The 26,451-nt window shown below is 60.4% G+C and carries 25 protein-coding genes; 17 read left to right on the plus strand and 8 right to left on the minus strand.

Annotated elements, in window-relative coordinates; all coding sequences use genetic code 11:
• Positions 1–213 precede the first annotated feature (213 nt).
• The 9 genes from D3227_RS27710 to D3227_RS27755 all read left to right on the plus strand — a co-directional run bounded on the left by D3227_RS27710 (position 214) and on the right by D3227_RS27755 (position 7,421).
• The gene (locus D3227_RS27710) at positions 214–1,020 is read left to right on the plus strand and encodes an SDR family oxidoreductase (RefSeq protein WP_245451900.1); all 807 of its coding nucleotides are present in this window, start codon (positions 214–216) and stop codon (positions 1,018–1,020) included.
• Between the two features lie 104 nt (positions 1,021–1,124).
• Complete coding sequence (locus tag D3227_RS27715) at positions 1,125–1,496, plus strand: glutathione S-transferase N-terminal domain-containing protein (RefSeq protein ID WP_245451901.1); 372 nt, start codon at positions 1,125–1,127, stop codon at positions 1,494–1,496.
• Between the two features lie 385 nt (positions 1,497–1,881).
• The gene (locus tag D3227_RS27725) at positions 1,882–2,478 is read left to right on the plus strand and encodes a flavodoxin family protein (protein WP_120017444.1); all 597 of its coding nucleotides are present in this window, start codon (positions 1,882–1,884) and stop codon (positions 2,476–2,478) included.
• 2 nt (positions 2,479–2,480) lie between these two features.
• The gene (locus tag D3227_RS27730) at positions 2,481–2,780 is read left to right on the plus strand and encodes a YciI family protein (RefSeq protein ID WP_120017464.1); all 300 of its coding nucleotides are present in this window, start codon (positions 2,481–2,483) and stop codon (positions 2,778–2,780) included.
• Positions 2,781–2,852: 72 nt separating this feature from the next.
• The gene (locus D3227_RS27735; protein WP_120017445.1) at positions 2,853–3,911 is read left to right on the plus strand and encodes an NAD(P)-dependent alcohol dehydrogenase; all 1,059 of its coding nucleotides are present in this window, start codon (positions 2,853–2,855) and stop codon (positions 3,909–3,911) included.
• Between the two features lie 2 nt (positions 3,912–3,913).
• Positions 3,914–4,603 carry a type 1 glutamine amidotransferase domain-containing protein gene (locus D3227_RS27740; protein ID WP_120017446.1) on the plus strand — a complete coding sequence of 230 codons (690 nt, stop codon included), beginning with the start codon at positions 3,914–3,916 and terminating at the stop codon, positions 4,601–4,603.
• 119 nt (positions 4,604–4,722) lie between these two features.
• Entirely contained in the window at positions 4,723–5,190 is a 468-nt protein-coding gene (locus D3227_RS27745) for a lipocalin-like domain-containing protein (protein ID WP_245451902.1), read from the plus strand.
• The gene (locus D3227_RS27750; RefSeq protein WP_120017448.1) at positions 5,187–6,161 is read left to right on the plus strand and encodes an amidohydrolase family protein; all 975 of its coding nucleotides are present in this window, start codon (positions 5,187–5,189) and stop codon (positions 6,159–6,161) included. The genes D3227_RS27745 and D3227_RS27750 overlap by 4 nt, the downstream gene beginning before the upstream one ends.
• Positions 6,162–6,518: 357 nt before the next feature.
• Positions 6,519–7,421, plus strand: a complete 903-nt coding sequence (locus D3227_RS27755; RefSeq protein ID WP_120017449.1) for an NADP-dependent oxidoreductase — start codon at positions 6,519–6,521, stop codon at positions 7,419–7,421.
• Positions 7,422–7,493: 72 nt separating this feature from the next.
• Here D3227_RS27755 and D3227_RS27760 read toward each other — a convergent pair whose 3' ends face one another.
• The 8 genes from D3227_RS27760 to iolD all read right to left on the minus strand — a co-directional run bounded on the left by D3227_RS27760 (position 7,494) and on the right by iolD (position 17,555).
• Positions 7,494–7,910 (minus strand): winged helix-turn-helix transcriptional regulator, encoded by a 417-nt coding sequence (locus tag D3227_RS27760; RefSeq protein WP_208646448.1) that lies wholly within the window; start codon positions 7,908–7,910, stop codon positions 7,494–7,496.
• Between the two features lie 511 nt (positions 7,911–8,421).
• Complete coding sequence (locus D3227_RS27765) at positions 8,422–9,375, minus strand: response regulator (RefSeq protein WP_281034964.1); 954 nt, start codon at positions 9,373–9,375, stop codon at positions 8,422–8,424.
• Between the two features lie 64 nt (positions 9,376–9,439).
• Positions 9,440–10,459 carry a chemotaxis response regulator protein-glutamate methylesterase gene (cheB, locus tag D3227_RS27770; RefSeq protein ID WP_120017451.1) on the minus strand — a complete coding sequence of 340 codons (1,020 nt, stop codon included), beginning with the start codon at positions 10,457–10,459 and terminating at the stop codon, positions 9,440–9,442.
• 22 nt (positions 10,460–10,481) lie between these two features.
• On the minus strand, positions 10,482–12,215 hold the full coding sequence (locus tag D3227_RS27775) for a hybrid sensor histidine kinase/response regulator (protein ID WP_245451905.1): 1,734 nt from the start codon (positions 12,213–12,215) through the stop codon (positions 10,482–10,484).
• Positions 12,216–12,633: 418 nt separating this feature from the next.
• Positions 12,634–13,767 carry a Gfo/Idh/MocA family protein gene (locus tag D3227_RS27780; protein ID WP_120017466.1) on the minus strand — a complete coding sequence of 378 codons (1,134 nt, stop codon included), beginning with the start codon at positions 13,765–13,767 and terminating at the stop codon, positions 12,634–12,636.
• 51 nt (positions 13,768–13,818) lie between these two features.
• Positions 13,819–14,874, minus strand: a complete 1,056-nt coding sequence (locus D3227_RS27785) for a sugar phosphate isomerase/epimerase family protein (RefSeq protein WP_120017467.1) — start codon at positions 14,872–14,874, stop codon at positions 13,819–13,821.
• Positions 14,875–14,884: 10 nt separating this feature from the next.
• On the minus strand, positions 14,885–15,703 hold the full coding sequence (locus D3227_RS27790) for an SDR family oxidoreductase (protein ID WP_245451904.1): 819 nt from the start codon (positions 15,701–15,703) through the stop codon (positions 14,885–14,887).
• Position 15,704: 1 nt separating this feature from the next.
• Positions 15,705–17,555: a 3D-(3,5/4)-trihydroxycyclohexane-1,2-dione acylhydrolase (decyclizing) gene (gene iolD, locus D3227_RS27795; RefSeq protein ID WP_120017468.1), complete on the minus strand. Its 1,851-nt coding sequence runs from the start codon at positions 17,553–17,555 to the stop codon at positions 15,705–15,707.
• A 149-nt stretch (positions 17,556–17,704) separates the two neighbouring features.
• Between iolD and iolG the strand changes: the two genes are divergently transcribed.
• The 8 genes from iolG (at position 17,705) to D3227_RS27835 (ending at position 26,299) form a co-directional block, all read left to right on the plus strand.
• Positions 17,705–18,757 carry an inositol 2-dehydrogenase gene (gene iolG, locus D3227_RS27800; protein WP_208646449.1) on the plus strand — a complete coding sequence of 351 codons (1,053 nt, stop codon included), beginning with the start codon at positions 17,705–17,707 and terminating at the stop codon, positions 18,755–18,757.
• Positions 18,730–20,103: an NAD-dependent succinate-semialdehyde dehydrogenase gene (locus D3227_RS27805; RefSeq protein ID WP_245451906.1), complete on the plus strand. Its 1,374-nt coding sequence runs from the start codon at positions 18,730–18,732 to the stop codon at positions 20,101–20,103. Before iolG ends, D3227_RS27805 begins: the two co-directional genes overlap by 28 nt.
• 9 nt (positions 20,104–20,112) lie before the next feature.
• Entirely contained in the window at positions 20,113–20,922 is an 810-nt protein-coding gene (locus D3227_RS27810; RefSeq protein ID WP_120017454.1) for an HpcH/HpaI aldolase family protein, read from the plus strand.
• Positions 20,922–21,890, plus strand: a complete 969-nt coding sequence (locus D3227_RS27815; protein WP_120017455.1) for a hydroxyacid dehydrogenase — start codon at positions 20,922–20,924, stop codon at positions 21,888–21,890. The genes D3227_RS27810 and D3227_RS27815 overlap by 1 nt, the downstream gene beginning before the upstream one ends.
• 222 nt (positions 21,891–22,112) lie before the next feature.
• Positions 22,113–23,189, plus strand: a complete 1,077-nt coding sequence (locus tag D3227_RS27820; RefSeq protein WP_120017456.1) for an ABC transporter substrate-binding protein — start codon at positions 22,113–22,115, stop codon at positions 23,187–23,189.
• 57 nt (positions 23,190–23,246) lie between these two features.
• Complete coding sequence (locus tag D3227_RS27825; protein ID WP_120017457.1) at positions 23,247–24,062, plus strand: ATP-binding cassette domain-containing protein; 816 nt, start codon at positions 23,247–23,249, stop codon at positions 24,060–24,062.
• Between the two features lie 32 nt (positions 24,063–24,094).
• Complete coding sequence (locus tag D3227_RS27830; RefSeq protein WP_120017458.1) at positions 24,095–25,294, plus strand: sugar ABC transporter permease; 1,200 nt, start codon at positions 24,095–24,097, stop codon at positions 25,292–25,294.
• A 108-nt stretch (positions 25,295–25,402) separates the two neighbouring features.
• Positions 25,403–26,299: a MurR/RpiR family transcriptional regulator gene (locus D3227_RS27835; RefSeq protein ID WP_120017469.1), complete on the plus strand. Its 897-nt coding sequence runs from the start codon at positions 25,403–25,405 to the stop codon at positions 26,297–26,299.
• Positions 26,300–26,451: the final 152 nt, after the last annotated feature.

Consider the following 26,451-nt stretch of genomic DNA (forward strand, 5'->3'; position numbering starts at 1 on the left):
ATTCTCGTTCGACAGTATCACAGCAACGATGAAACGTAGTCAATGAAGCGCGGACCAACTGCCAGGCGTTTGCGACTGTCCGGCACGCTGTCCGTTCAGGCTACCCCTTAGCCTGCATGACAGTACTCTCCTCGCCTTTAGCCTGTCCTCGACCGGATCGGCGAGCACGAAAAGGCCCACGCAGGCGCCAGTTATCTGGATGGGAGCGAGCGATTGGCTGCGCCCGACGCTGGTGCGAGTCGTGACCATGACGCGTCGCAGCTAGAAGGAAGCACGACTTTGAAGCTTACAGGAAATACCATTCTCATCACCGGCGGCGCGTCCGGTATCGGTTTGGCACTTGCACGGCGCCTTTCCGAACGAGGTAACCAAGTCATTGTCTGCAGTCGGAAACAGGAAGCGCTCGCGTACGCTCGGGCGGAGGTGCCTGCGCTCGCCACGCGCGTCTGCGACGTTGCCGACGCCGAAAGCCGTCGTTCGATGGTGGAGTGGCTGAAGGCGGAGTATCCCAACCTCAACATTGTCATCAACAATGCTGGGGTCCAACATCATCGCGACTTCAACAGCGATCCGGGCATGGAAACGCTCGACCAGGAGGTGGCGATCAACCTCACGGCACCGATCCACCTGATTGCCTTGCTGCTGCCCATGCTCAAGCAACAACAAAATGCGGTAATCGTAAACATAAGCTCCGGGCTCGCCTTCTCGCCGATGGCGGATGTCCCCGTCTACTGCGCCACCAAGGCCGCGATCCACTCCTTCACGCTCAGCCTGCGGCACCAGTTGAAGCAGACGGGGATACGTGTGGTCGAGATCGCCCCGCCGATCGTCGACACCGGCCTCGGGGGCGGCACGCGCAGCGGGGGGACGGCCAGCCGCATGATGGTCACTCCCGAAGCGTTCGCAACCGACGCGCTGGCCCAGCTCGAAGCCGACAAGGACGAAGTTCTTGTCGGGATTTCGGTTCAAACTCGCCAGTTGGGCGAGGCCATGTTCGAGCGGATGAACAATCGCAGCTGAACCACCGTGCCGGAGTTGTCACGCAGGGTCATGAAGCTCGAGCCATGACATAGCCGATATCCTCCGGAACGGCGCACGAATCGAAGCGACGCAGGAGAGCCATTTTGACCGTCATCGAACACCCCCCTACCGTCTACCTCCTGAAGGGCTGCCCATTCTGCCTGAAACTCATGATCTTCCTGCTGGAGGCCGGGCTGATCGACCGGGTGAAGCTGGTGGAAGCCTCGACGCCGGAAGAGCAAAACAGGATTGCCGACCTCCTGAAGAACAAGACAGGCAAGTCGAGTTTCCCGACAGCTGAAATCGCGCCAAACCAACATCTGTCGGATTCCGATGCACTGGTAGCGCACTTTGCGGCGGCGGCGGGCGTGGATCCGGAAACCCTGATCGTCTATCAAAACTATCTGAGCGGCGTCTTCATGACGGTAACGCATCTCTTCCGTGAGAACATAGAGCTGAAGAAGAGGCTTGGCTGAACCCACCGTGAGGTTTCAGTGCCGAGAGCGCCCTAGCGCCCTTCCAAGCGCGCCACCGCCACGCCCACGGCCGAGTGCGCGTCAGCGACAGCTCGTCGGCCGCTCGTGCGAAACCGCTCGCCTCTCCCGCCTCGGCAACGATCTGAACGCGATCGAACCTGTCACGCACTTCCGCCTCTCCAACAAACCAAATTAAACCACTGTAGAACAAGGGGAACCAAATACGGGACAAACGATCACTAATGGTAATCCAAGTTCTACGGTATAGCGGCTGCCAGCAATCGATATTTTTGAGGCGAGCTCAGTCCGAACGCCGGCAAGCGACGTTACGGCCATCCTCGTCCTCCCATCGCAAGCGCAAACGTGACCCGGAAGGACGCCAATTTTGTTAGTTTCAATCGTATATGACAGCGGCTATGGCCATACCGCGCGCGTCGCCGAAGCGACGGCCCAAGGCGTGCGGGAAGTTGAAGCCACCGAGGCCAGGCTCATCGCGGTCTCCGACGGTCCGGTAGACTGGGAGGCGCTCGAGAAGAGCGATGCGATCGTCTTCGGGTCGCCAACCTACAACGGCATGATCAGCGCTAGGCTCAAGCAGTTCTTCGAGGAGTCCACGAAGACCGCATGGACCGAACTGAAGTGGCGCAACAAGATTGCCGCCGGCTTCACCAATTCAGGTGCGCAGCACGGCGACAAGCTGAATTCGCTGGTCTCGATGGCGCTCTTCGCCGCCCAGCATGGCATGATCTGGGTCGGCCTCGACCTGATGCCGGGCAACAACAGCAGCACGTCGAGCCCCGACGATCTGAACCGGCTTGGAAGCTGGCTCGGGGTGATGACGCACGCGAATGTGGATCAGGCGCCCGACGTCGCGCCGCCGGACAGCGATCTGCGCACCGCGCAATATCTCGGACGTCGCGTGGCGCAGATCGTCCGCCAATTCCAACCCGCTCAATCCGCCTTATCCAATCAAGGAGCATGACCATGAAACTACTTTGCCTCGACGTCCCGCAGCCCGGCGCCACGATGGAGAAGTACCAACCGCATATGCAGGATGAAGCCCGCCACGCCTGGCAGATGTACAAGGGCGGTATCATCCGCGACATCTATTTCCGAGTGGACCGTCCTGGCGTTGCCATCATCGCGGAGGCCGAATCCGTCGAGGCCGCCAAGAAGGCGCTCGCCGAGTTTCCCCTCGCCAAGGCCGGCGTGATCGATTGGGACGTGATCCCGCTCGGTCCTTTCACGAACTGGGAAACGCTGTTTGCCCCAGGAAATGCCTGAGATTGAGGCTCGCCATATCCGCTCCCAACAAGCGGGCCAGCGGCGCCAGGCACGAAAATAAGGGTACCAACCATGACAGAAATGGGCTTCGCAGCTCAATCAGCCACGGGTCCGCTCGAACAGTTCGCGTTCGAACGGCGCGCACCGCGTCCAGAAGACGTCGTCATCGACATCCTCTTCTGCGGGGTCTGCCACACGGACCTGCACTTGGCTCGCAACCATGGCGGCTTCACGACCTATCCGATCGTGCCTGGTCACGAGATCATCGGCCGCGTGCGCGAGGTCGGCACGGCCGTTTCCCGCTTCAAGGCTGGCGACCTGGCCGGCGTCGGCTGCATGGTCGACTCCTGCCAGCACTGCAAGCCTTGCCTGCAGGGCTGGGAACAGGATTGCGTCGAGGGCTCGACATACACCTACAATAGCGTCGACCGGCAGGACGGCGGCGTCACCTATGGTGGCTATTCGGGTTCCGTCGTCGTGCGCGACAAGTTCGTGCTGTCGATGCCCGACGGGCTCGATCCGGCCGGCGCAGCGCCGCTGCTCTGTGCCGGAATCACCACCTGGTCGCCGCTGCACCGCTGGAATGTCGGCGAGGACAGCAAGGTCGCCGTGATCGGCCTCGGCGGCCTCGGCCACATGGCGCTGAAGCTCGCCAAGGCGCTGGGCGCCGACGTCACGCTGTTCACGCGCTCGGCCGGCAAGGAGGAGGACGCCTTCCGCCTCGGCGCGGATCATGTCGTGCTCTCGGGCGAACCAGAGCAGATGAAGGCTGTCGCCGGGCGTTTCGATGTCATCATCGACACTGTCCCCTATGACCATGACGTCAACCCGTACATGCCAACGCTCGCGCTGGAGGGCGTTCTGGTGCTCGTCGGATACCTGGGGCCGCTCGGCACGCCGGTGAATGCCGGCGGGGTCGTGCGTGGTCGCCGGGCGATCTCCGGCTCGTTCATCGGCGGCGTGCCCGAAACCCAGCAGATGCTCGATTTCTGTGGGGCGCACGGCATCGTCTCCGATGTCGAGATCATTCCCATCCAAAAGATCAATGAAGCCTATGAGCGCATGTTGAAGAGCGACGTCAAGTATCGCTTCGTCATCGACATGGCCTCACTCAAGTCCCAAGGAGCATAAAAATGCCAGACACCATCAAGCCTATCCTTTGCGTGGTCACCAGTCATCCGATCCGCGGCGACAGCGGCGAGCCGACCGGTTTTGCGTTGGTCGAACTCACCCACCCGCTCGAGGTATTCGAGGGGGCCGGCATTCCAGTGGAGATCGCCTCGATCCGCGGCGGCCATCCGCCGATCGACTTCTTCGACCTTTCCGATCCGGTCAACGCCCGTTTCTGGAAGGACAAGGCGTTTCGTGATGCGCTGGCGCATTCGCTTGTCCTGGGCGACCTCGACCCCTCGCGCTACTCGGCGGTCTTCTTCGCCGGCGGCCATGGCACGATGTGGGACTTCACCGATAGCGCGGCCGTGCAGAAGATCATCCGCGCGATCTGGGAAGCGGGCGGCATCGTTTCCGCGGTCTGCCATGGCCCGGCCGCCCTGGTGAACGCCACCCTGTCTGACGGCAGCTATCTCGTCGCCGGCAAGAAGCTTGCCGCTTTCACCGACGAGGAGGAGGAGGAAGTCAAATACACCAAGGTCGTGCCCTATCTGCTCGCCACCACGCTGAAGGAGCGTGGCGCGCTGCATCAGCCGGCGCCGAATTGGACCGAGAAAGTCGTCGTCGACGGGCGCCTCGTCACCGGCCAGAACCCTGCTTCGGCACATGGCGTTGGCAAGGCGGTCCTCGATCAGCTGACCGCGACGGCCTGAGCGACATCGTCGTTCCCGCTCGGGAACGACGATTCGGCCCGTCGAGTGCCGGGTCACATATTCGCGTTGTAACGCAAGACCCCGGGAGGCCAGCTTCGACAGTCAAAGGAGATCCGCTAGTGGCGACTGTTGCCGGAATGAGCGGTCAGGGTGCCGCTGATATCGAGACGATAGGCCGATTGGCGGGAGCCTGGCGTCTCGCGGCGATCGAGCTGCCGCAGATGGACCGGACGACAAGGGAGACGAACGCGGTCGGCCTCCTCGTCCTCACGGTGGATGGGCACATGGCGATTCAGGTCCGCAATCTGGATGCGTCCGTGGCCGACAACGCCTATAGCTCCGGCGGATACGAGGCGACCTACGGCACGATCATGCTCGACCCCGTGTCCAGTACCTTTGTCTATCACGTTGACGGCGCCTTGGTTCAAGATCTCGTGGGGCAGGACCTTCCGCGAGCCTACCGGGTGGTGGACGACCAGCTCATCCTTACGTCCACGCGGGACGAGGAAACGTGGCGCGTCGTCTGGCGCCGGGCACAGCAGAACGGACAGAGCGCAGACGAAGCCGTGGAGGAGCGTGCATCATGAAGATCGTCGCAATCGAGGAGCATGTCCTCCCGGGCGAGGTTAAACAGGCCTGGACCATGATCCCCGGCGGCGATGATGGAACCCTTGCTCTCAATCCGCCGGTCATCGACGAGCGCCTTGCCGATTTCGGCGAGGGGCGGCTTGCGCTAATGGACGAAACCGGGATCGACGTGGCAGTCTTGTCGCTGACGACGCCGGGCCTCAACAATCTCTGGTCTCACGGCATCGATCTGGCGCGCCGCGTCAATGACCGGCTGGCCGAAACGGTGGCAGCAAACCCGACCCGGTTCGAGGCGCTCGCCGTGCTGCCCTTTGCCGATCCGGATACGTCGGCGCAGGAACTCCGGCGCGCTGTCGAGGAGCTTGGCTGCAGAGGCGCGGTTCTTTACGGCCGGGTCGGCGAGAAGCATCTCGACGATGTCTTGTTCGAGCCGACCTTCGCTTGCGCCGCAGCGCTCGACATACCCCTCATGATCCATCCGCAAATCCCCCAGCCCGCCGTCCGCGATGCCTATTATTCGGGATTTGGCGCGCCCACGGACCTTGCGCTGGCAAGCTTCGGGCTCGGATGGCACTACGAAGCAGGTATCGAGTTTATCCGCATGGTGCTGGGCGGGGTCTTCGATCGCCACCCCGGTCTTCAAGTCATTCTCGGTCATTGGGGCGAAGTGGTGATTTTCTATCTCGAACGCCTCGTGATGTTGGACCGGGTCTCGAAACTCGACAGGCCGTTCCTCGACTATGTGCGGAACAATCTTTACCTGACCGCCAGCGGCATGTTCAGCGCCGACTATCTTCAGCGCGCGATCGACGCCGTCGGGCCGGATCGCATCCTGTTCTCGACAGATTATCCGTACCAGTACCGGCCGGGCGGCAACGCGCGCGGCTTTCTCGACGCGCTGACCTTGGACGAAACCAACAAGCGCAAATTCGCGCACGGCAATTGGGACCGGCTCTGCGGCGTCGCATAGGCAACATAGCCATTGGTCCGCAGGCACGCAGGCATGGCCGATCCTTCGCAGGTTGATGGAGGCGAGCGATCAGTCGAAACAAGGATCGGCGCGGTTCGTTGGATAAGACGGAGCCACGCTACAATGCAAGCGGCGCGGCAGCTGGTTATCGCAGTGTTACCTGGTGATAAATTCCTGCCTCCTTCACAGTTTTTGCGGTCTCATCTAATTACCTTCTACGGCATATGGCCGAAGAAGAGCGATCATGGCGACTTCGACTTACGCGAGATTTTCGTGATCGGTTTATGCCGGGACGGCGTTAGCCATCGGCGTCTTCAATACTGAATCCATTCACCAACGCAAATATGGAGTGCCCAAATGAAGGCAGTACGTTTTCACGACTACGGTGGCCCGGAAGTCTTGAAGATCGAGGAGGTCGACCTTCCCAAGCCAGGCCCTGGCGAGGTGCGGATCGCGGTCAAGGCCGCCGGCATCAACCAGATCGACTGGAAACTGCGGGCCGGACATATGCGCGATTTTATGCCCCTCTCGTTGCCGGCCGGGGTCGGGATCGACGCAGCGGGCGTTGTCGATGCGATCGGTGAAGGCGTGACCAACCTGTCCGTGGGCGATCCCGTCTTCGGCAAGGGCCACGACACGATGGCCGAGTATGCAATCCTCGACCAATGGGCACGCAAGCCCGACAGTCTGTCGTTCGAAGAGGCGGCGGGTTTCCCGGTCGCGGTGGAGACGGCCATGCGGATCATCGATGAGGTCGGCGTGAAGCCCGGCGAGACGCTGCTTGTCAGCGGCGCAGCCGGCGGGGTCGGAACCGCGGCGATCCAGCTGGCGAAGACCGCCGGGATCCGCACGATCGGCACGGCGAGCGAGCCGAAGCATGCATATCTGCGGTCCCTGGGAGCCATCCCGACGACCTATGGAGCCGGCCTTCGCGAGCGGGTGGCGGCGCTTGCGCCGGACGGAGTGCAAGCGGCGCTCGATGTCACGGGATCCGGCATCATACCGGATCTGGTGGCGATCACCGGCAACCCTTCCAGGGTTGTGTCGATCGCCGACTTCAGTGCGCCACAGCACGGCGCGAGGACATCGTTCGATAGCAGGGACGCGACGCCTGCCTTGAAACATGCCGCCGCGCTGCACGCAGCAGGATCCTTCACCTTGCCTGTGGAGCGAACCTTTCCGCTCGATCAGATTGCCGCCGCGCAGGAACTAAGCGCGCAAGGTCATGTCACCGGGCGGCTCGTCATCACGATCGGCTGACCGCGAAGGCGGAGAGGACACCCACCTTCGACGCCTGGCTTGCGCGGTCTGCCACCAGCCGCGATCGGCGCTTTAGGGAGAGGTATCGTATTGCTTTCGCGCCGTCCCAATCGCATCGTGGCTTCGCTCCACCCAGCGCACAAGCATCGTGAGCGGCTCGAAGACGGTGCGGCCGAGTTCACTGAGCCTGTATTCCACGCTGGGCGGATTGGTCGGAAACACGCTGCGCAGGACCAGCCCATCCCGTTCCAGCGTGCGCAGGGTTTGCGACAACATGCGCTTGGAGATGTCCGGAATCGTGCGGTTTACCTCGCTGAACCGGCGAGGACGTTCCGCCAACGCGATCAGGACCAGCATCGTCCATTTGTCCCCCACTCGATCCAGAACGTCCCTGACAGGACACAGCGGAGCGTCGAGGTCTGCCTTCCGTCTTTCCGCAAACATCCGCGCGAGTTGGAGGTGATAGGGAGGCGCGTCAGCTTGTTCCATATCACTCATCGCCTTAGACCTTTTGCGATCCATGTGGAACCTTTGCACAGCCTATAACAGAAATGGACACGCCTCGCATGCAGGCTGACGTCCGAGTACAAGGACGCGATCCGCGATAGCGAAGGCGTCCGCTGTCTGCCCGTTCATAGAAAGTCCTCAGTATCGCACGGGCGATCCTCTTGCGGGAAGTAAGTCGATGGCTCGGCATTGAAATTACTGACTAATTTCTACCGAAGGCGCTACCATTTAGCTGCCTTTGTGACGCCATTTCAATGGCTTAGTGTGATTTTGGTAGCGGGAGTGCGCTACCGCCTTTCCCCACATTCGGAAACCCTTCGATATTTTCTACGGTGTTGGGCATGATGACCTGCCTCGGTGCTACAAAGACCAGTGGAAAACGGGAAAATCTGACCCGAGCCCGACATGTTTTCTACGACGCGAACGGCAGCGTCGCGCCTAAAGCCGCCTTTCCGGCCCTTACTACCGACGACGCAAAAGCCATCGAGCTTCTCTAGCTGCGGGGCACGTGAAGCGCCACGCGATCTCGTCCTTCCGACTTAGCGCGGAAGAGTGCCAAATCGGCGGCATTGACGAAGTCGTTTGGTGTCTCGTTCTCGTTGGGCACTGTGGTCGCGACGCCGACGCTGACGGTCACCCGATCCGGGCCGTGCGGGATGTTCAGGTTCCGCACGCTCTGGACGAGCCGTTCCCCGATGCTGCTCGATTGTTCCAACAAAGTGTCGACCAGAACGATGACAAACTCTTCGCCTCCGTAGCGCGCAGCGAGATCGGTGGAGCGGCCGGAACTGCCCTGGATTACCCGGGCGATTTGCTTGAGCACCTCATCGCCGGCCATGTGGCCATAGGCATCGTTGTATCGTTTGAAGTTGTCGGCATCGATCATCAATAGCGACAACGGGGACTGTGCGCGAAGAGCGCGTTTCCACTCAGCCGCCAGATATTCATCGAAATAGCGCCTGTTGCCGAGACCCGTCAGGCCATCGATCCGCGTCAGACGCTCAAGCTCGAGATTTGCGCTGATCAGCTGTCGCTGGCTTTCCCTCAGCGCGCGGTACGCCGCGTCTCGCTGGACATGATCCAGATAGGCCCGCGTGTGATATCGAATGCGCGCGATCAGCTCGATGCGATCCGGCAGTTTGACGAGATAGTCGTTGGCTCCGGCAGCGAAGGCTTCGCCCTTGGTAGCTGGATCTTCCTTGCTCGACAGCACAATGACTGGAACCGAGTGTGTCGACGAATGCTTCCTGTATTCTTTCACCAGATGCAGCCCGTCGACCCCGGGCATGACGAGGTCCTGCAGAATAACGGTTGGCTTTACCTCATCTGCGACCGCCATCGCCTTCAACGGGTCGGTGCAGAAGTGTAAGGCGATATCGGGCTCGTTGGCCAGGGCGCGCCTGACCGCCTCGCAAACCATGACCTGATCATCGATGAGCAGCACCATCGACGAATAATTATCTGCCAGCGGCGGCACCAGCTCGGATTGTTGTGTCATCAGACGAGCCCTTTCACGTGGGGCGCCCGCAGGCTTCGATAATGCGTAAGCCGATAGCGCTCAAAGGAAGAATATCAACCGCCGCACCGATCGCAGCGGCGGCCTTCGGCATGCCATAGACGGCACTGGTTGCTTCATCCTGCGCGATTGTGAGATGCCCCTTGTCGCGGAGCTGTCTCAGCCCGCGCGCCCCATCCCTGCCCATGCCGGTAAGCAGGACGCCAATTACCGAACCCGGCCACCATTGCGCCGCGCTTTCGAAAAACACATCCACGGACGGCCGATACACGTTGTCCTTGGGGCTGGACGTGTAGCCAAGTTGCTGAGCCGACTTGAAAACCAGATGATCATCCGAACTGGCGACAAGAACGGTGCCCGCTTGAGGCCTGTCCTTTTCCTGCGCCGCACGGATCGGAAGCGGGGTATGCTGCCCGAGCCAATCGGCAAGGCCTGGAATGAACTGAGCATCGAGATGCTGGACGAGCACGATTGCGCCGCCAAAATCAATGGGAAATGCGCTGAGCACCTTTGCAACGGCAGCCGGCCCGCCCGCCGAGGCGCCGATCGCTACCAGGCGTTGAGGGGAGGGGTCGGTCGCAACTGATATCCGCCCGCTTGCCCTGGATGGCGCATCACGGACCAGCTTACCGATCATTGCAATCTTGTTGGTCAGAAGCCGTGCGGATTGCGAGGAGGCGTTGCCTGCGATGCCCACTGACGGGATATCGACCGCGTCGAGCGCGCCATGACCCATTGCTTCGTAGACCCCGGCGACGTTGGCTTCGATACTGGCGGTCACCAGCAAGATCGAGCACGGGGTTTCTGCCATGATCTTGCGGGTCGCTTCCACGCCGTCCATCTCTGGCATTGCTAGATCCATGAGTATCAGATCCGGCAGGTCACGTCTGCAGGCCTCGACCGCTTCACGCCCATTGGTCGCAATCCATGCGACCTGATGTTCGCGGGTCGACACGACCAGCCGGCGCAGAAGCTCGACCGCCATCGGCATATCGTTGACTATGCCGATTCTCATTCGTTGGCTTCCAATTTCGATCTCATCCTGTCGCCTCGCCAATCATGTCCACGACGGCATGAATCAGCGCCTCGTCCTGAAAGCTGCCCTTGGTCAGATAGTAGTCCGCGCCGGCGTCAAGTCCGCGCGAGCGGTCTTCCTCGCGATCCTTGTACGAAACGATCATGATCGGCGTGTTCTTGAGATGAGCGTCCTTTCGGATCAAGCTCACCAACTCGATGCCGTCCATGCGCGGCATGTCGATGTCGGTGACGACAAGATCGAAGGGGCCGGAGCGGACGGCATTCCACCCGTCCATGCCGTCGACCGCCACTTCGACCTCATAACCGTGATTGCCCAGCATCTTGCGCTGGAGTTCGCGAACCGTGAGTGAATCATCGATCACGAGCACGCGCTTGCGCCTGCCGGGTTCTGGACCGCCCGCGGCACGCCGAAGGGCTCGAAGTCCGCCGGATGACGCAAGCTTCTCCACCGATCGGATCAGATCGTCGACGTCAAAGATCAGAACAGGCGAACCGTCCTCCATCAGGGCCGCCGCGCTGATGTCCTTGATCTTGGTAAAACGCGGATCGAGAGGCCGTATCACCAACTCACGTTCGCCGAGGAAACGATCGACGATCAGGCCGTATGCTTCGCCCCGACCTGCATCCACGACGACGACCGAGAGAGCGTCTGGTTCGGATCCGGGCTCACCACGGTTCAGCAACTCGCGTGCCGTGACCAGCCCGATCTGTCGGTCGTTCAGACGAAAGTGCGGCCGGCCCTGCAGGAGATTGATCTGCGTCCGCTGCAATTTCAGTGTCTTCGAAATGGCAGCGAGCGGAAACGCATAGGGCTCGCCGTCGACATCGACGAGCAGCGTGCGCAGGACCGACAACGTCAGCGGCAGTTGCAGTTGAAACCTAGTTCCTTGCCCGAATTCCGAAGAGACGCTGGTGATACCGCGGACCTCCTTGGTCATCGCCTGCACAGCGTCGAGCCCTACACCACGGCCGGAGACGTCGGTAAGGCCCAGTTTCATCGAAAAGCCCGGCAGAAACAGGAAGGCGAGCAATTCCGTTTCGCTGAGTGTGTCGGCACTTTCCTTGGTTGCGAGCTGTCGGGCGACGATCGTCTCGCGCAGCTCCGCCAGATCGATGCCCCTGCCGTCGTCCACCACGGTTATTTGCAGCAGGCCGGCATTGTGCCGCGCTTCGAGCCTGATGAGCCCGTCCTCGGGTTTGCCTGCCGCGAGGCGCTCCTCGGGCGGTTCGAGCCCATGGTCTACGGCATTGCGCAGGAGATGCCCCAGAGGTGCGTCGAGTTGTTCGAGGATGTCGCGGTCGATGCCGGTCGAGCCGCCTACGATCTCCAGCCGCACCCGCTTGCCGAGGGTACGACCGAGGTCGCGGACCATCCTCGCATAGTGCCGCACGCCGTCTTCAAACGGCCGCATCCGGCTTGCCAACGTCTCGTCGTACAATCTGTTGGCAAGATCGGTAGCCTTTCGATCTACTGAATCCAGTTCATTGAGACGCTCCGCCAGGAACGCCTGGCTCAGCCGAAGCTTTCGCTGCGCTTCGGCCAGCGCCTCCACCACTGCTTCATCCTTTGAAACAGCCGGCAGCACTGCATGAAGGTCGTCGAACGCACTTGCGAGGTCCGATTGAAGCCGCTTCAGCCGCAGCAGCCCGTCGGCGAACGGCCTGAGCCGCCGCGCTTCCATCAGCGACTCACCGGCCAGCCCGAGCAATCGGTTCAGGCTGTCCGCCGTCACCCGAACCATTCTGTCGGAGCCGATGCTTCCTTGGCTTTGCGGTACCGTCCCAACGAGGAGGCTCGCTGAAAGGGTCGTCGCCGGCTCCCCCTGGGCATCTGCCAAATCAGCTTCGGAATTGCGGGGCAAGTGGGTGGCATCGGGGATGGACAATTCCGCGAACTTGGCGAGAAAGGCTTCGACTTCAGGGGGCACGCTCTCGCTCGATGGTCCCGATGCAATCAATTTCAGAAGGTCTGTGCCTTGAAGAAGCGCATCGATATGCTCCCGTCGCACCCAGAGATGTCCACGTTGCGCGGCGACCAGGCAATCTTCCATCGCATGGGCAACTTTGACCGCGGGCATCAGGTCGATGATGCGGGCAGCTCCTTTCAAACGACCAACGCAGGAGTCAAAAATGGGTGCCCCGTTGAGCCGATTATACAGCGACGGGCGTCATCCAAAAGGGGTTGGGTGCGCTTGCGCTGTCCACGACTGCATCGACAAACGCCACACCCTTCAGGCCATCGTAAGCGGTCGGGATATCGCGACCTATGTCGGTGGGTTCACGCCTTTCGCGCTTGGCATGGATCGCCTCCGCAAACCCGGCGTAGAGGTTGGCGAACGCTTCCAAATAACCCTCGGGATGCCCCGGCGGGGTCCGGGTACGGGCCTTTGCTGCGTCGCTGAGATCATCGGCGCCGCGTTTGATGGTTTCAGTTCGCCCGCCGAGACGCGCATGGACAAGCTCATTCGGCTGTTCCTGGAACCAGGAGAGCGAGGCTTTCTCGCCGAACACGCGCAGCCGCACCCCATTTGACGATCCCAGCGCTACTTGCGAGGACCAAAGGAGACCGCGGGCGCCGCCCTGATAGCGGAGCATCACGTGCGCGTTGTCATCGAGCGCGCGCCCTTGGACGAATGTCGCGAGATCCGCAGTCAGACACTCGAGCTTGAGGCCGGACACGAAACCCGCAAGATGGTACGCATGGGTACCGATGTCGCCGATCGAGCCGCCTCTACCGTTCTTTTTGGGATCAGTGCGCCACACCGCCTGTGCGTTGCCCTCGGTCTCGATTGCAGTCGCCATCCACTCAAGTGGATATTCGACCTGAACAGTCCGAATCTCCCCGAGTTGCCCGGTAGCGACCATGTGCCGGGCCTCATGCACCATCGGATAGCCGGAATAGGTGTAGGTCACGCCCATGAACCTGTCGCCGTCGCGCACCAACTTCTCTAGTGCAATGGCGTCTTCCAGGGTTGCCGTGAGCGGCTTCTCGCAAATCACGTCAAAGCCCGCTTCCAAAAACGCCTTGCTGATAGGGAAGTGCGTGAAGTTCGGCGTACAGATTGCTACGGCGTCGATCCTGTCCTCGCGAGACAGCTCTCCCTCAATCATCGCCTTGTAATTGTCATACGACCTGGCGGGGTCGAGGCCCTCGCGAGCCGCAAACGCATGTCCGCGGGCTGCGTCGACATCAAACGCGCCGGCGACCAGTTGCCAAGCGCCGTCCTGCCTCGCCGCGATGCGATGAATGTTGCCGATGTAGGCCCCTTGGCCGCCTCCAACCATGCCCAGCCGGAGGGTTTTCTTCGTCGTCGTTTCAGACATTCTGCCTACGCCTCAGTCAATCCCGAGCATCGCCCGGTTGGCGGCTTTGTTAGCGCCAGATTTCACAAAATCGTCGAAAGCGCGATCGGCGACACGGATGATGTGTTCGCGGATGAACTTGGCGCCCTCGGCGGCCCCGTCCTCTGGGTTCTTGATGAAACACTCCCACTCAAGTGTCGCCCATCCGTCGAAGCCATAAGTTGATAGCTTCGTGAAGATCGTGCCGAAATCAACCTGGCCGTCACCGAGCGACCTGAAACGGCCTGCACGTTTGGACCATGGTTGGAAGCCGCCATATGCGCCGGTCTTGCCGTCTGGACGGAATTCCGCGTCCTTGACGTGGAACATCTTGATCCGCTCATGGTAGTGATCGATGAAAGCCAGATAGTCCAAGGCCTGCAGCACAAAATGGCTAGGGTCATAGAGGATGTTGCAGCGCGGGTGGTTGCCGACCCGCTCAAGGAACATCTCGAAGGTCAGTCCGTCATGAACATCCTCGCAGGGATGGATCTCGAAGCAGAGGTCCACACCCTGCTCATCGAAATCGTTGAGTATCGGCAGCCAGCGACGGGCGAGTTCATCGAAGGCATCGTCGACCAGACCTTCCGGCCATTGCGGATAAGGATAGAGGTAAGGCCAGAGCAACGTGCCGGTGAAACTCACGTGGCGGTCGATCCCGAGATTGCGCGAGGCTCGCGCGGCAAACTTCATCTGTTCCTCAGCCCACGCCCGCCGCGCGGCAGGGTTGTTATGAACGGCTGCGGGCGCGAAGCTATCCATGATCCGGTCGTGAGCAGGATGCACCGCTACCAACTGGCCAGTGATGTGCGAGCCGAGCTCCGGAAGTTCCAGACCCTTCTCGGCAACGACACCCTTGAGTTCATCGCAGTAGGTCTTGCTTTCGGCCGCGAGCTTCATATCGATGAGGCGCGTGTCCCAGGTCGGAATTTGTACTCCGGCGAAGCCCTTGTTGGCGACCCAGCCGGCGATGTCGGGAAGGGTGTTGAAGGGCGATTCGTCGGTTGCGAACTGGGCCAGGTATATGCCAGGCCCCTTGATCGTTCTCATAGTTGCCTCCTCATGCAGAAAGAGCCATTGCCGGAGCTGGCGGGCCGCCGTCATAAGCTCCCCAGACCGATTGATCGAAGTGGACGACGGCGCCCGTCATCATCCCGGAATCGTCCGATGCCAGGAAGAGAACCGCGCGGGCAACTTCCTCGGGTGAGAGGAGACGGCCGAATGGCTGAGCGGCTGCGGCCTTGGCCAGCCAATCGGGTTCCGCGTGATGGTACTCGCGCTGCACCTTGTCCTCTCCGTCTGAAGCCATCCAGCCGATGTCGAGCTGGTTCACCCGGATCTGGTTGCGCATAAGAGCGTATCCAGTATTCCGGGTTAGGGTCGCGAGCGCTCCCTTCGATGCTGAGTACGATGACAGGAAGGGTTGCCCGGCCCGTTCAGACGCCGAGCCGATGTTGACGACGCTTCCTTTGATGCCCCGACTAATCATCAGCTTCGCGGCTTCCTGCATCAGGAAGAACGGCGCCCGCACGTTGATTGCGAACATTCGATTGAACAGTTCGGGAGACGTATCGAGCAGATTTCCGCGGTCAGTAAGGCCGGCCGCATTCACGAGGATGTCGACGCGCTCGTGTTTGCCTTCTACGTGGGCCAAAACTGCCCGGCAATGGTCGACGTTCTGAAGGTCTGCCACCACGAAAGAGACATCGACGCCAGTGTCGGCAGTGATTGCTTTCGCGACAGACTCGCCTTTCTCGCGGTCGCGACCGCAGGTCACGATCCCCGCTGCGCCTGCTTGGGCGAAAAGCCTGGCAATGGCCGCGCCGAGTCCCTGCGTGCCGCCGGTGACGACCGCTATTTTTCCATCAATTCGGTTCACTTCACACTCCGACCCGCTGCTTCCCGCGGATTTCAATTTGCTGGGCACGCGCTTTCTGGACGGACTCCCGCTCGGAGACTTCCGGCACACCAACGTCCCAGTCTGCATCTCCTGGCACCCAGGCGAAGGCATCGGTGACAATTGTGATGACCGTGGTGCGATCCGTCTCTTGCGCCCACTCCATTGCGGCCTCGAGATCGGCAAGGCTTTCGCAACGGCGAGCTAAAGCACCCATGGATTCTGCGTGCTTCACAAAGTCGACCGCAAACGGCTCTTTGACGCGGCAATCCTTGAGGAGATTGTTGAAGCCCGGGACACCCTTGAACTGCTGCAGCCGGTTGATGACAGCAAAGCCGCCATTGTCGCAAACCACCACGATCATCTTGTGACCGGTGAGCACAGTCGAGTAGATGTCGGAATTCATCATCATGTACGTGCCGTCTCCGATCATCACGATCGGCGTGCCATCACCATCCTTCGCCATGGCGTGACCCCAACCAGCGGCGATCTCATAGCCCATACAGCTGAAACCGAACTCGCAATCGAAGGTGTTGCTCTGCTTCACCCGCCAGCCTTTGGTGACTTCTCCCGGTGTGCCGCCGGCAGCAGCAATCAACGTGTCATTCGGCTTGGCGACCTGATTAACAACCGCGACTACCTGGGCGTAGGTGGGAACGGGGCCGTTGGTGGGGGCCTGATATTCGTCGAGTAGTCTGTTCCAGTCTGCGAACAGCGCCTTTGCATGCTTCATATGGTCGGGGCTCGCGTTCCAGTCGCCGAGCGCCGCGTCCAGTTCGGTCACCGTTTCGAGCGCGTCGCCGACGACTGCGATCGCGCGATGCTTGGTCGCGTCATAGCGGGCAGTGTTGATCGAAATGAATCTGGCGTCTCGCCGGAATGCAGTCCAAGAGCCTGTCGTGAAGTCTTGCAGCCGTGTTCCTATCGCCAGAATGACATCGGCGTCCCCAGCGAGGGCATTCGCAGAGGTCGAGCCAATGATGCCAATCGGCCCGGCGTGCGCGGGATGGTCGTGTGTGAGCGCGCTTTTGCCGGCTATGGTCTCTACGATGGGAATGCCACGGCGAACCGCAAAATCTGCGACCAGTTCCTCGGCCAACGAGTAGCGAACGCCGCCGCCTGATATGATGAGCGGCTTCTTTGCCTTCTTTAACAGATTCACAGCCTCGGAAAGTTTGGTGCGGTCCGGCCTGGGACGCGGTATTGCCCAGGTCGTCGGCTCGAAGAATGCAAGCGGGTAGTCGTACGCCACCTCCTGCGCGTCTTGAGCGAGACCCAGGAAGGCAGGCCCGCAATCGGCTGGGTCCAGCATTGCAGCGACCGCTTGGGGTAAAGACGAAATAATCTGCTCGGGGAGCAGGATGCGATCCCAATAGCGGGTCACGGCCTTGAAGGCGTCATTGACGGATATGGTCGGATCGGTGAAGTGCTCAACTTGCTGCATGACCGGATCCGGCACGCGACTGGCGAAAACATCGCCCGCAAGGAGAAGCACCGGCAGACGATTGGCATGTGCCGTTCCGGCAGCGGTTATCATGTTGGTCGCGCCTGGTCCGATCGATGTCGCGGCAACCATCAGCCGGCGACGTCGATATGCCTTCGCAAAGGCAACGGCCGCGAGGGCCATCGACTGCTCGTTCTGACCGCGCCAGGTCGGCAATTTGTCCTGCACCGCCTCAAGCGCTTCGGAAAGGCAGGTGACGTTGCCATGGCCAAAAATGCCGAAAACGCCAGCGAACAAGGACACCTTGTGCCCATCTATCTCCGTGAATTGATTGCACAAATAGCGCACTAGCGCCTGCGCCATCGTCAGGCGCACGGTCTCGCGGGACATCGCATCTCCTCCCATGCATCAGGTTTCGCGATACCTACGAAATATTTATTGACAATGCAAGAGTTCCGCAACAAACATTGCAAAATTGTGCGGAACGGGAGGACTCCTTGTTGAAAATTGCAGTGCTTGGCTGCGGTAGGATCGGTCGGATGCATGCGGCTAACATCGCTGCGCATCCACGTGCATCGCTGGCCGGCGTGCTCGATGTGCATCGTCCCGCGGCTCAAGAATTGGGCACGAAACTGGGAGTGCCGGTTTTTGATACTGTCGATGATCTGATCGAGAGTGAGCATGTCGACGCGATACTGATCGCAACATCCACGCCCACCCACGCTGATTTGATTGAGAAGGCGGTTGCCGCCGGCAAACCAGTCCTTTGCGAAAAGCCAATCGATCTCGACCTGGGCCGCGTGCAAAAGTGTGCAGAGGCCATCCGATCCAAGAGCGATGTCCCTATCATGTTGGGCTTTGTCAGGCGTTTCGACCCCGGCCATCGGGCGCTTCGCGACGCGATCCGTGCTGGGGAGATCGGCGATCTCCATCAAGTAATCATCACATCCCGCGATCCTGGAATGCCCCCGGTGGCCTATGCAGAGGCTTCCGGCGGTATTTTCCGTGACATGACCATTCACGACTTCGATATGGCGCGGTTCGTACTCGCCGAAGAAGTTACCGAAGTATTCGCAGCCGGAAGTCGACTAATCGACACGGCGTTTATGGACCGACTGGACGACTACGATACCGTTTCGGTCGTCCTTAAGACGACTACTGGCAAGCAATGCATCATCAACAATTCGAGGCAAGCAACTTACGGCTACGACCAGCGTGTTGAGGCCTTGGGGTCCGGGGGCATGCTGGTGTCGGAAAATCGCCGGCCGCACATGACGAGCCTCCATGGGCCAGACTTCACGGGCAAGGCGGCGCCGCTTCTCAACTTTTTCATCGATCGATACGCCGAGGCTTTCATGGCCGAAATCGGCGCCTTCGTGGATGCCATCGAAACGGGAAAAAGGCCGGAAGTCGGGTTCGAGGACGGCCATGCGGCCCTCGTCCTGGCCGAGGCGGCAATCAGTCGGCCGAGCGCCGCACCATCAGCATCAGTGAGATTGGGTGATCCATGTATAAGAACTATGGTCTGTTCATCGATGGCCAGTGGATGGCCTCATCGGACAAGATGCAAGCCGAAGTCGTCAGCCCCGTAAGCGACCAAACAATGGGCGCTGTGCCCGTTGCGACCGTGGCTGATACCGAGGCCGCTCTCGCGTCGGCCGCTAGAGGGCTGCGGGAATGGCGGTCCACGAGCGGGTTCGCCCGTGCTGACGCCCTTCACAAGATCGCGGACGAGATGACGCGGCGCGCCGAGGAAGCCAAACGCATGATTTCGCTTGAGACGGGCAAACCCGTCGCCCAAGCGGAGCGGGAATGGGCATTGGCGATCGATCAATTCAGATGGTTCGCTGAAGAGGCGCGGCGGATTTACGGCAGGATCATCGAATCGCGGGTTCCCGGCGGCCGCTTCGAAGTATTCCGCGAGCCGGTTGGCATCGTCGGCGCCTTCACCGCCTGGAACTTTCCCGCTGCACTTGTCGCTCGAAAAGTCGCGCCGGCGCTGGCTGCCGGCTGCTCCGTCGTCCTGCGCCCTTCAAGCCAAACGCCAGGCGTCGCCATGGTGATGGTTGACTGCATGGGTGTCCTTCCCAAGGGCGCCGTCAACCTGGTGGTGGGACCGACGGCCACGACCTATGCCCCGATCATGGCCGACAAGGCGGTGCGAAAAGTGTCCTTGACCGGCTCGACCCGCGTCGGCCAGCAGATGATCCGGGATGCGGCGGACACCGTCAAGAAAGTGTCGATGGAACTTGGCGGCAACGCGCCCTTGATCGTCTATGACGACGCGGATCTCGAGCTCGCGCTCAACGTTTCGGTGCCGACGAAATTCGGCAATGCCGGCCAGGTGTGCGTGACGCCCGATCGGTTCTTCATCCATGACAGCCTTCACGACCAGTTCGTCGATGGTTTCGTCAAAAGGGCCAAGGCCCTCAAGCTAGGCGATGGGCTTGATCCGTCGACCCAGATGGGCCCGCTGATCAACGCAGCGCGCTTCAGAGAGATCGAGGCCATCGTTGCCGATGCGGTGAAAGCAGGCGCGACATTGGTCGCTGGCGGCAGTCGCGCGGCGGGCCTCAATTCGGGCCACTTCTTCGAGCCGACCGTCCTGAGCGATGTCACCGACGATATGAAGGTCTTCGACCAGGAGAACTTCGGTCCCATCGCGGCAATCACACGCTTCACCGAGGAAGAGGAAGCAGTCTCCCGGGCAAATGCCTCGGACATGGGCCTGTCCGCCTATGCATTTACCCGTTCGCCTGGTCGAGCCCGTCGGACCGTTTCCGCACTGAAGGCTGGGATGGTCGGGATCAACAGCTTTGCCTTGGCGGCATCCGAAGCTCCGTTCGGCGGCACCAACCACTCCGGCATGGGACGAGAAGGCGGTACCGAAGGCATTAGCGACTACCTCGATACCAAGCTCGCACAGGTCGTGTTCTAGGAGGCTGCGATGATAAAGAACAAACTGAAGCAGATTTGGGCGGAAGGTCGACCGACAATCAATGGCTGGCTCTCGATCGGGAACGCCTTCACAGCCGAAATCATGGCCGCACAGGGCTATGACTCTGTTTCAATCGATATCCAGCATGGCGCTTTGGACTATTCTGCCGTGCTGCCCATGTTTCAGGCCATGCGCGCTTCAGGCGTCGTGCCTATGGCGCGCGTTCCCTGGCTTGAACCCGGCATCATCATGAAGGCGCTCGACGCTGGGGCCTACGGCATCATTTGTCCGATGGTAAACACCGGAGGGCAGGCCGCAGAGTTCGTCAGCTACCTGCGTTACCCGCCACTAGGACAACGGAGCTTTGGACCAACAAGGGTCAGCTTTGCCGCGGGGGCGAACTACGCTGGCGAAGCCAATGACGAAATCCTGGCTTTTGCGATGGTCGAGACCAAGCAGGCGATGGACAACCTCGACGACATTGCCGCTACACCCGGCTTGGACGGAATCTATGTGGGGCCGGCTGATCTGACCCTCAGCGTGACGGACGGCAGACTCTCCCCCGGCTTCGACCGTGAAGAGCCTGAGATGCTCGATGCGCTGCACCGGATCGTGGCTGCCTGCAAAGCGAACGGCATAAAGGCTGCCTTGCACTGCGGCACTGCAGAGTATGCGGCCCGGGCAATCGAGTGGGGATTCAACATGACCACCGTTGCTGGGGATTCCCGCTTACTGGCTGCAGCCGCCGCGGCAAGTGTGGGCCGGTTTCGTGAACTGGTGGGTCGCGTCGCTGTCGCCGGAGAGAAGGGGGCTTACTGATGCCACACATCCTCGTTGCCGGGAAACTGCATCCCTCCGGAGTAGCGCTCCTGAACAGCCTGCCGGATGTCACATTCGACTATATCGAGGAAGTGTCCGAGCAGTCCTATGCGCCACTGATCGGCAACGCTGATGCGCTTGTCCTTCGCACTCAACCCTTGTCGGCCGAGACCGTCGCGAAGGCCGATCGCCTGAGGGTCGTCTCTCGGCATGGCGTCGGCTATGACGCGGTACATTTGCCGTCGTTGAACGAGCGCGGCATCGCATTGACTGTCGTTGGAGATGTAAACTCTGTCTCCGTTGCTGAGCACGCCATGATGCTCATTCTTGCTGCATCCAAGCGCGCGGTTCGTGCCGATCGTGCGGTGCGGCAGGCAGATGAATGGGGATGGCGCAACAAATTGGAGGCCGAGGAGATTTCAGGCAAGAATCTCCTCATCGTCGGATTCGGCCGGATTGGTCGCCATCTGGCCCGCATGGCTTCCGGCTTTGGCATGGAGGTCAGAGCGTTCGACCCTTACTTGCAAGGCCAAGGCTGGCCCGAAGGCCCTGTCAGCGCGATAGACACGCTGCGTGAGGGGTTGTCGTGGGCCGACGCCGTTTCGATCAACATACCCAAGGCTGACCAGCCGCTGATTGGCCGCGCAGAATTTGCAGTTATGCGGCGCGGCGCCATCCTCGTGAATACGGCTAGAGGGGGCATTGTTGAAGAGTTGGCTCTCGTCGAGGCTTTGCACTCTGGCCAGGTCGGCGCTGCCGGCCTTGACGTCTTCGACCGCGAGCCGCCAGCCGAAGACGACCCGCTGGTCAATCTGGATCAGGTCATCCTCTCACCTCACATCGCGGGACTTACAAAAGAGTCCGGAGAGCGCATGGCCGTGGCTTCGGTTCGAAACGTGATCGATTTCTTTTCGGGGAAGATCGATCCGGCTCTAGTCGTCAACCGCTCCGCAGGGAAAGCCGCGTGAGGCGGCTATGGTCCGAGGCGGCACCTTGATGCAATACTTGTTGCGGTTTTATAAATCTATCACATAGCGTTGCATTTTTCCTTTGACTCATCGTGTTTTGCAGAATACAGAATTATGCAATGAGCATTGCAAGCGTCGATGTTCAGGCCGGGGAGGAGAAGGCGAGGAGAGATCTCTCTAGCTTCGCAGCTCCGGGTAACCATTGTTCCACGGGAGGTATAAATGGAACGACTGATTTCTACCCTTTTCGCGTCAACCGTCATTTCCGCAGCCCTGATTGGCGGTGCCGCCGCAGCGGACAAGGCAAAGGTTTTCTTCCTCCTGCCCAACGAAACGACGATCCGCTTCGAGAGCCGTGATGCCCCGTTTTTCGTTGCGGCCATGAAGGAGAAAGCTCCGGACGTTGAAGTCGTCGTCGCGAACGCCCAGGGTGACCCGTCCAAGCAGCAGTCTCAGGTCGAGGACGCCATTGCCCAGGGGGCGAAGGTCATCCTCCTCACCTCAGCCGACGCCAACCTGGCAGCCGGCGAACTGGCGGCGGCCGCCAAGGCGAATGTGCCGGTCGTCCTCTACGATCACGATGCCGTCGGCGGGAAGGCCGCGGCTCACGTCGTCTTCGACTCGCTTGCTGTCGGCCAGGAGCAGGGCAAGCGCGCCGCCGAGCTGATCAAGGCCATGTCGAAAACGCCGGTAAAGGTTGCTCGGGTCAAAGGCAACCAGGGTGAATACGGCACCAAACAGTATGAGGCGGGCCAGGACCAATTCCTGAAGCCGTTGATCGACTCCGGCAAGATCCAGGTCGTCTGCGAGCAGTACACGCAGAACTGGGATCCGACGATCGCTCAGAGCTTCGCCGAAGACTGCCTCACCAAGAATGGCGGCGACGTCGATGTGTTCATCGGCATGAACGACGGCACGACCGGTGGCTCGGTTGCGGCCCTGATTTCGCAGGGCTTCAAGCCAGGCGACAAGCTGGTGACCGGCGGACAGGACGCAACCGTTGAAGCGCTGCGCTACGTCGCGCAGGGCTGGCAGGACAACTCCGTCCTCAAAGATCTGAAAGTACAGGCGAACTATGCCGCCGATGTGGTCGCATCGATCGTGGCAGGCAAAGGCGTTCCGAAGGACCTGATCAACGGCAAGGTCAACAACACCTTCATGGACGTACCGGCAGTATTCCTTCCGGTCTCCAACATCACCAAGGACAACCTCGGCGATGTGGTGAAGGCCGGCGTGTGGACCTGGGCGGAAATCTGCAAGGGCATTGAAACGACGGATATCTGCAAGAAGAACCTGTAGAGCCGCGAAAAGGGGGGCCACCGAGGATGGCCCCCTTTAGCCCGGGAGGAGGAGACGATGACCGCACAAGCAGATGAGCCTTCCGCAAGGGACGGGCCGGCCACGAACTCGTCCGTGCCGCTCATTTCCCTCCGCAACATCCAGAAGTCCTTTGGGTCAGTGCACGCGCTCCGCGGCGCGTCCGTGGACGTTCACGCCGGCGAGATTGTTGCCCTTGTCGGTGACAATGGCGCCGGCAAGTCGACGCTAGTCAAAGTCATGGCCGGCGTTCATGCCGCTGACTCCGGCGAATACGAGATCGAGGGCAGGCCGGCGATCGTGCGCACTCCCTCCGATGCCACGAAGCATGGCATTGCCACCGTCTACCAGGATCTCGCGCTGTGCAACAATCTGGACGCGGTGCAAAACCTATTTTTGGGACGCGAGCTTACCGGTTCGCGCCTATTCGGTGGCCGCATAAGACGAGCGGAGTGCGAAGTGCGGGCTCGCGAGGTTATGTCCCGTATGCGCCTGAGTAATCTGTCCCTTAGCCGCCCCGTTGGTGCCATGTCAGGAGGGCAGCGCCAGAACATCGCGATTGCCCGGTCGGTGCTGTGGAAGCCCAAAGTGGTGATCCTGGATGAGCCCACCGCGGCTCTGAGCCACTCCGCCGCCCAGCAAGTCGCGGACCTCATTCGCAGCCTGGCCGACGATGGCCTTGGCGTGGTCGTTGTCAGCCATGACATCCACCACTTCGTGGTGAACTCGACAGACAGAATCGAGGTTATGCGCCTTGGCGCCAACGCCGCCAGTTTTCGGTCAAAAGACGTGACCGGAGAGATGGTTGTGAACGCGATGGTGGGTGGCAACGAAGGTGTAAACCTGGCGGGCTGATAGCGGCCAAAATTCGCTTAGGGAGGAAAGTTATGGTCTCGATCCCGGCAAGCGCGGCTCCGAAACGCCGCACCTTTGGGGAACTGCTTGGGAGCGACCTACGGGCGCTGCCAGTGGTAATTGGACTTGTGGTGCTCTGGATCTTCTTCGTGGTTCAAAGCGACGTGTTCCTCACGCCTCGCAACCTTTCGAACTTGCTGCTGCAGTCGACCGTGGTCGGCATCATGGCGCTTGGCCTGATGTTTGTATTGCTCGTACGCGAGATCGACCTCTCGATTGCGGCTATCCATGGCGTTACGGCAGTGGTGAGCGCCAAACTGATCGTCGAATATGGAGTCTCACCGTTGCTTGCCCTGCCGCTGTCCGTCATCCTTGGAGCAGCGGTCGGTTCGGTCTCAGCACGTTGGGTAAACTGGATCGGTGTTCCGTCCTTCGTGGTAACGCTCGGTCTGGGCCTCGCCTTGAACGGCATCCAACTTCTTTTATTGCCTGCCACAGCACGTTTCGGACTCATGGGGACCGGCGTCGAGTTGATTGCTCAAACGACGATCGACGGAATTTACGCTTGGCTCGCCTGGGCAATCGGCATCGCTTTCCTGGCGCTTCTCATCCTTTCCAGCGTCCGGCGCAGACGGCGCGTCGGTTTGGAAGTCTCTGTTATCCATTCGGTAGTCCTTCCGTTGGTCGTATCGGCGCTGATAGGCGCAGTGGCGGTCGTAGTGCTCAATGCCAACCAGGGAATACCGCTGCCGGTGCTCATATTTGCCGTCCTGCTGGGGCTGGGCGGTTATGTTCTCAACGAAACCCAGTTTGGTCTCTACCTCTACGCGATCGGTAACAATGCCGAAGCGGCAAGGCGCGCGGGCATCAAAGTGCCGCGCATCCGGACCGCGGCGTTTGCTATCGCGGGAGGCGTCGCGGCGATTGCGGGCATCATTGCGTCATCACGAACGCTCGGTGTGGGTGTATTTTCGGGTGGTGGCGTGGGTGGCGGCACACTCCTGCTGGAATCTATAGCAGCGGCGGTTATCGGGGGCGTCAGTCTGTTCGGTGGGCGCGGCGCTATTCATGCGGCATTACTAGGCGCCTTGGTCATCGGAACCGTTCAAAACGGCCTCAATCTAATGGGGGTCAAGAACGAAGTCAGGCTCATCGTCACCGGGTTGCTCCTCGTCCTGGCCGTCTCGATTGACAAGATCATCGAGAAGCTGACCGGTCAGCAGGCCTATTGAACTGATGGGAAATGGTCCGCACTGAAAGGTGCGGGCCATTTCGTCAACCCATTGGCAATTCCGATGAGTTCGGGGCACACTGCAACGAATTTTGCAGGAATCGTGGTCATGAATGTTGCTGAACCGCCGAAGAACTACGAAGAGCTCATTCGTCTCGTGCATGACCGTTTCGAGGGCATGAGCAAGTCGTATCAGGCTATCTCAGTCTACCTGACTCAGAACCCGAACGACGTCGCGGTTCTTTCGGTCAGCGCGATTGCCGAACGCTGTGGCATCCATGCGTCCAGTTTTGTTCGGTTCGCGCAGTCGCTCGGTTATGAGGGCTTCAAAGAGCTTCAGGGCTTGTTTCAAAAGCGCCTTTCCACGGCCGCGCCGGGCTTCGAGGCAAGGATGCGCGCCTTGGAAGCTGAGCTTGGCACCCGTGAGGATCGAAGCGAACTTGGATTCCTGCGAGATCTTGTCGTGCGGGACATCGCATCGCTGCAAGATCTGCTCGCCGATGTCTCGGCTGAAAAGATCGTCGAAGCCGTCGATTTGTTGCAGAAGAGCGAGACGGTCTACCTTATAGGGCAGTTGCGCTCGGCTCCGGTGGTTGACCTGCTGCGCTACGTTCTAACCATGCTTGGCAAGCGTTGCGTCCTCTTGGATCCCAGCGGCGGCCTCGCAACCTACATGGCGCGTACGATTACTCAGCGCGACCTGCTGTTTGCGGTATCCTTCCGGTTCTACGCGACGGAAGTCGTCAATGTGGTCGAACAGGTGGCGGCAGCTAAGGTGCCGATCATAGCCATTTCCGACAGCACCCTGTCGCCACTTGCGAAATCAGCCTCAGTGCTTTTCGCCGTGCCTGAACATGAGTATACGTTCTCGCGCTCGCTGGCAGCACCAATGTGCCTTGCACAAGCTCTCACCGTGGCATTAGCGAGCCGGCTTCAGCAGAGCCCGAATAGTCCTCGAATACCAACAGTTACCAGTCCCCAGGGGCGGCAGCAGCCTGCTTCCTGAAGTTGGCTTCGAAGTGATGAGCTAGTCATCTGGAACTGAAGTTCGTTACATTGTATGCTACGTCGCTTCTGGAGAGGAGCGCATTATGGCGAACGCGAATGGCCGCCCAACCGCGCCGTTGGTTCTGAGCGCAGACGAGCAGGATTATCTCG

Origin of the sequence: Mesorhizobium waimense (assembly GCF_003601975.1) — a bacterium.
Lineage (GTDB): Bacteria > Pseudomonadota > Alphaproteobacteria > Rhizobiales > Rhizobiaceae > Mesorhizobium > Mesorhizobium waimense.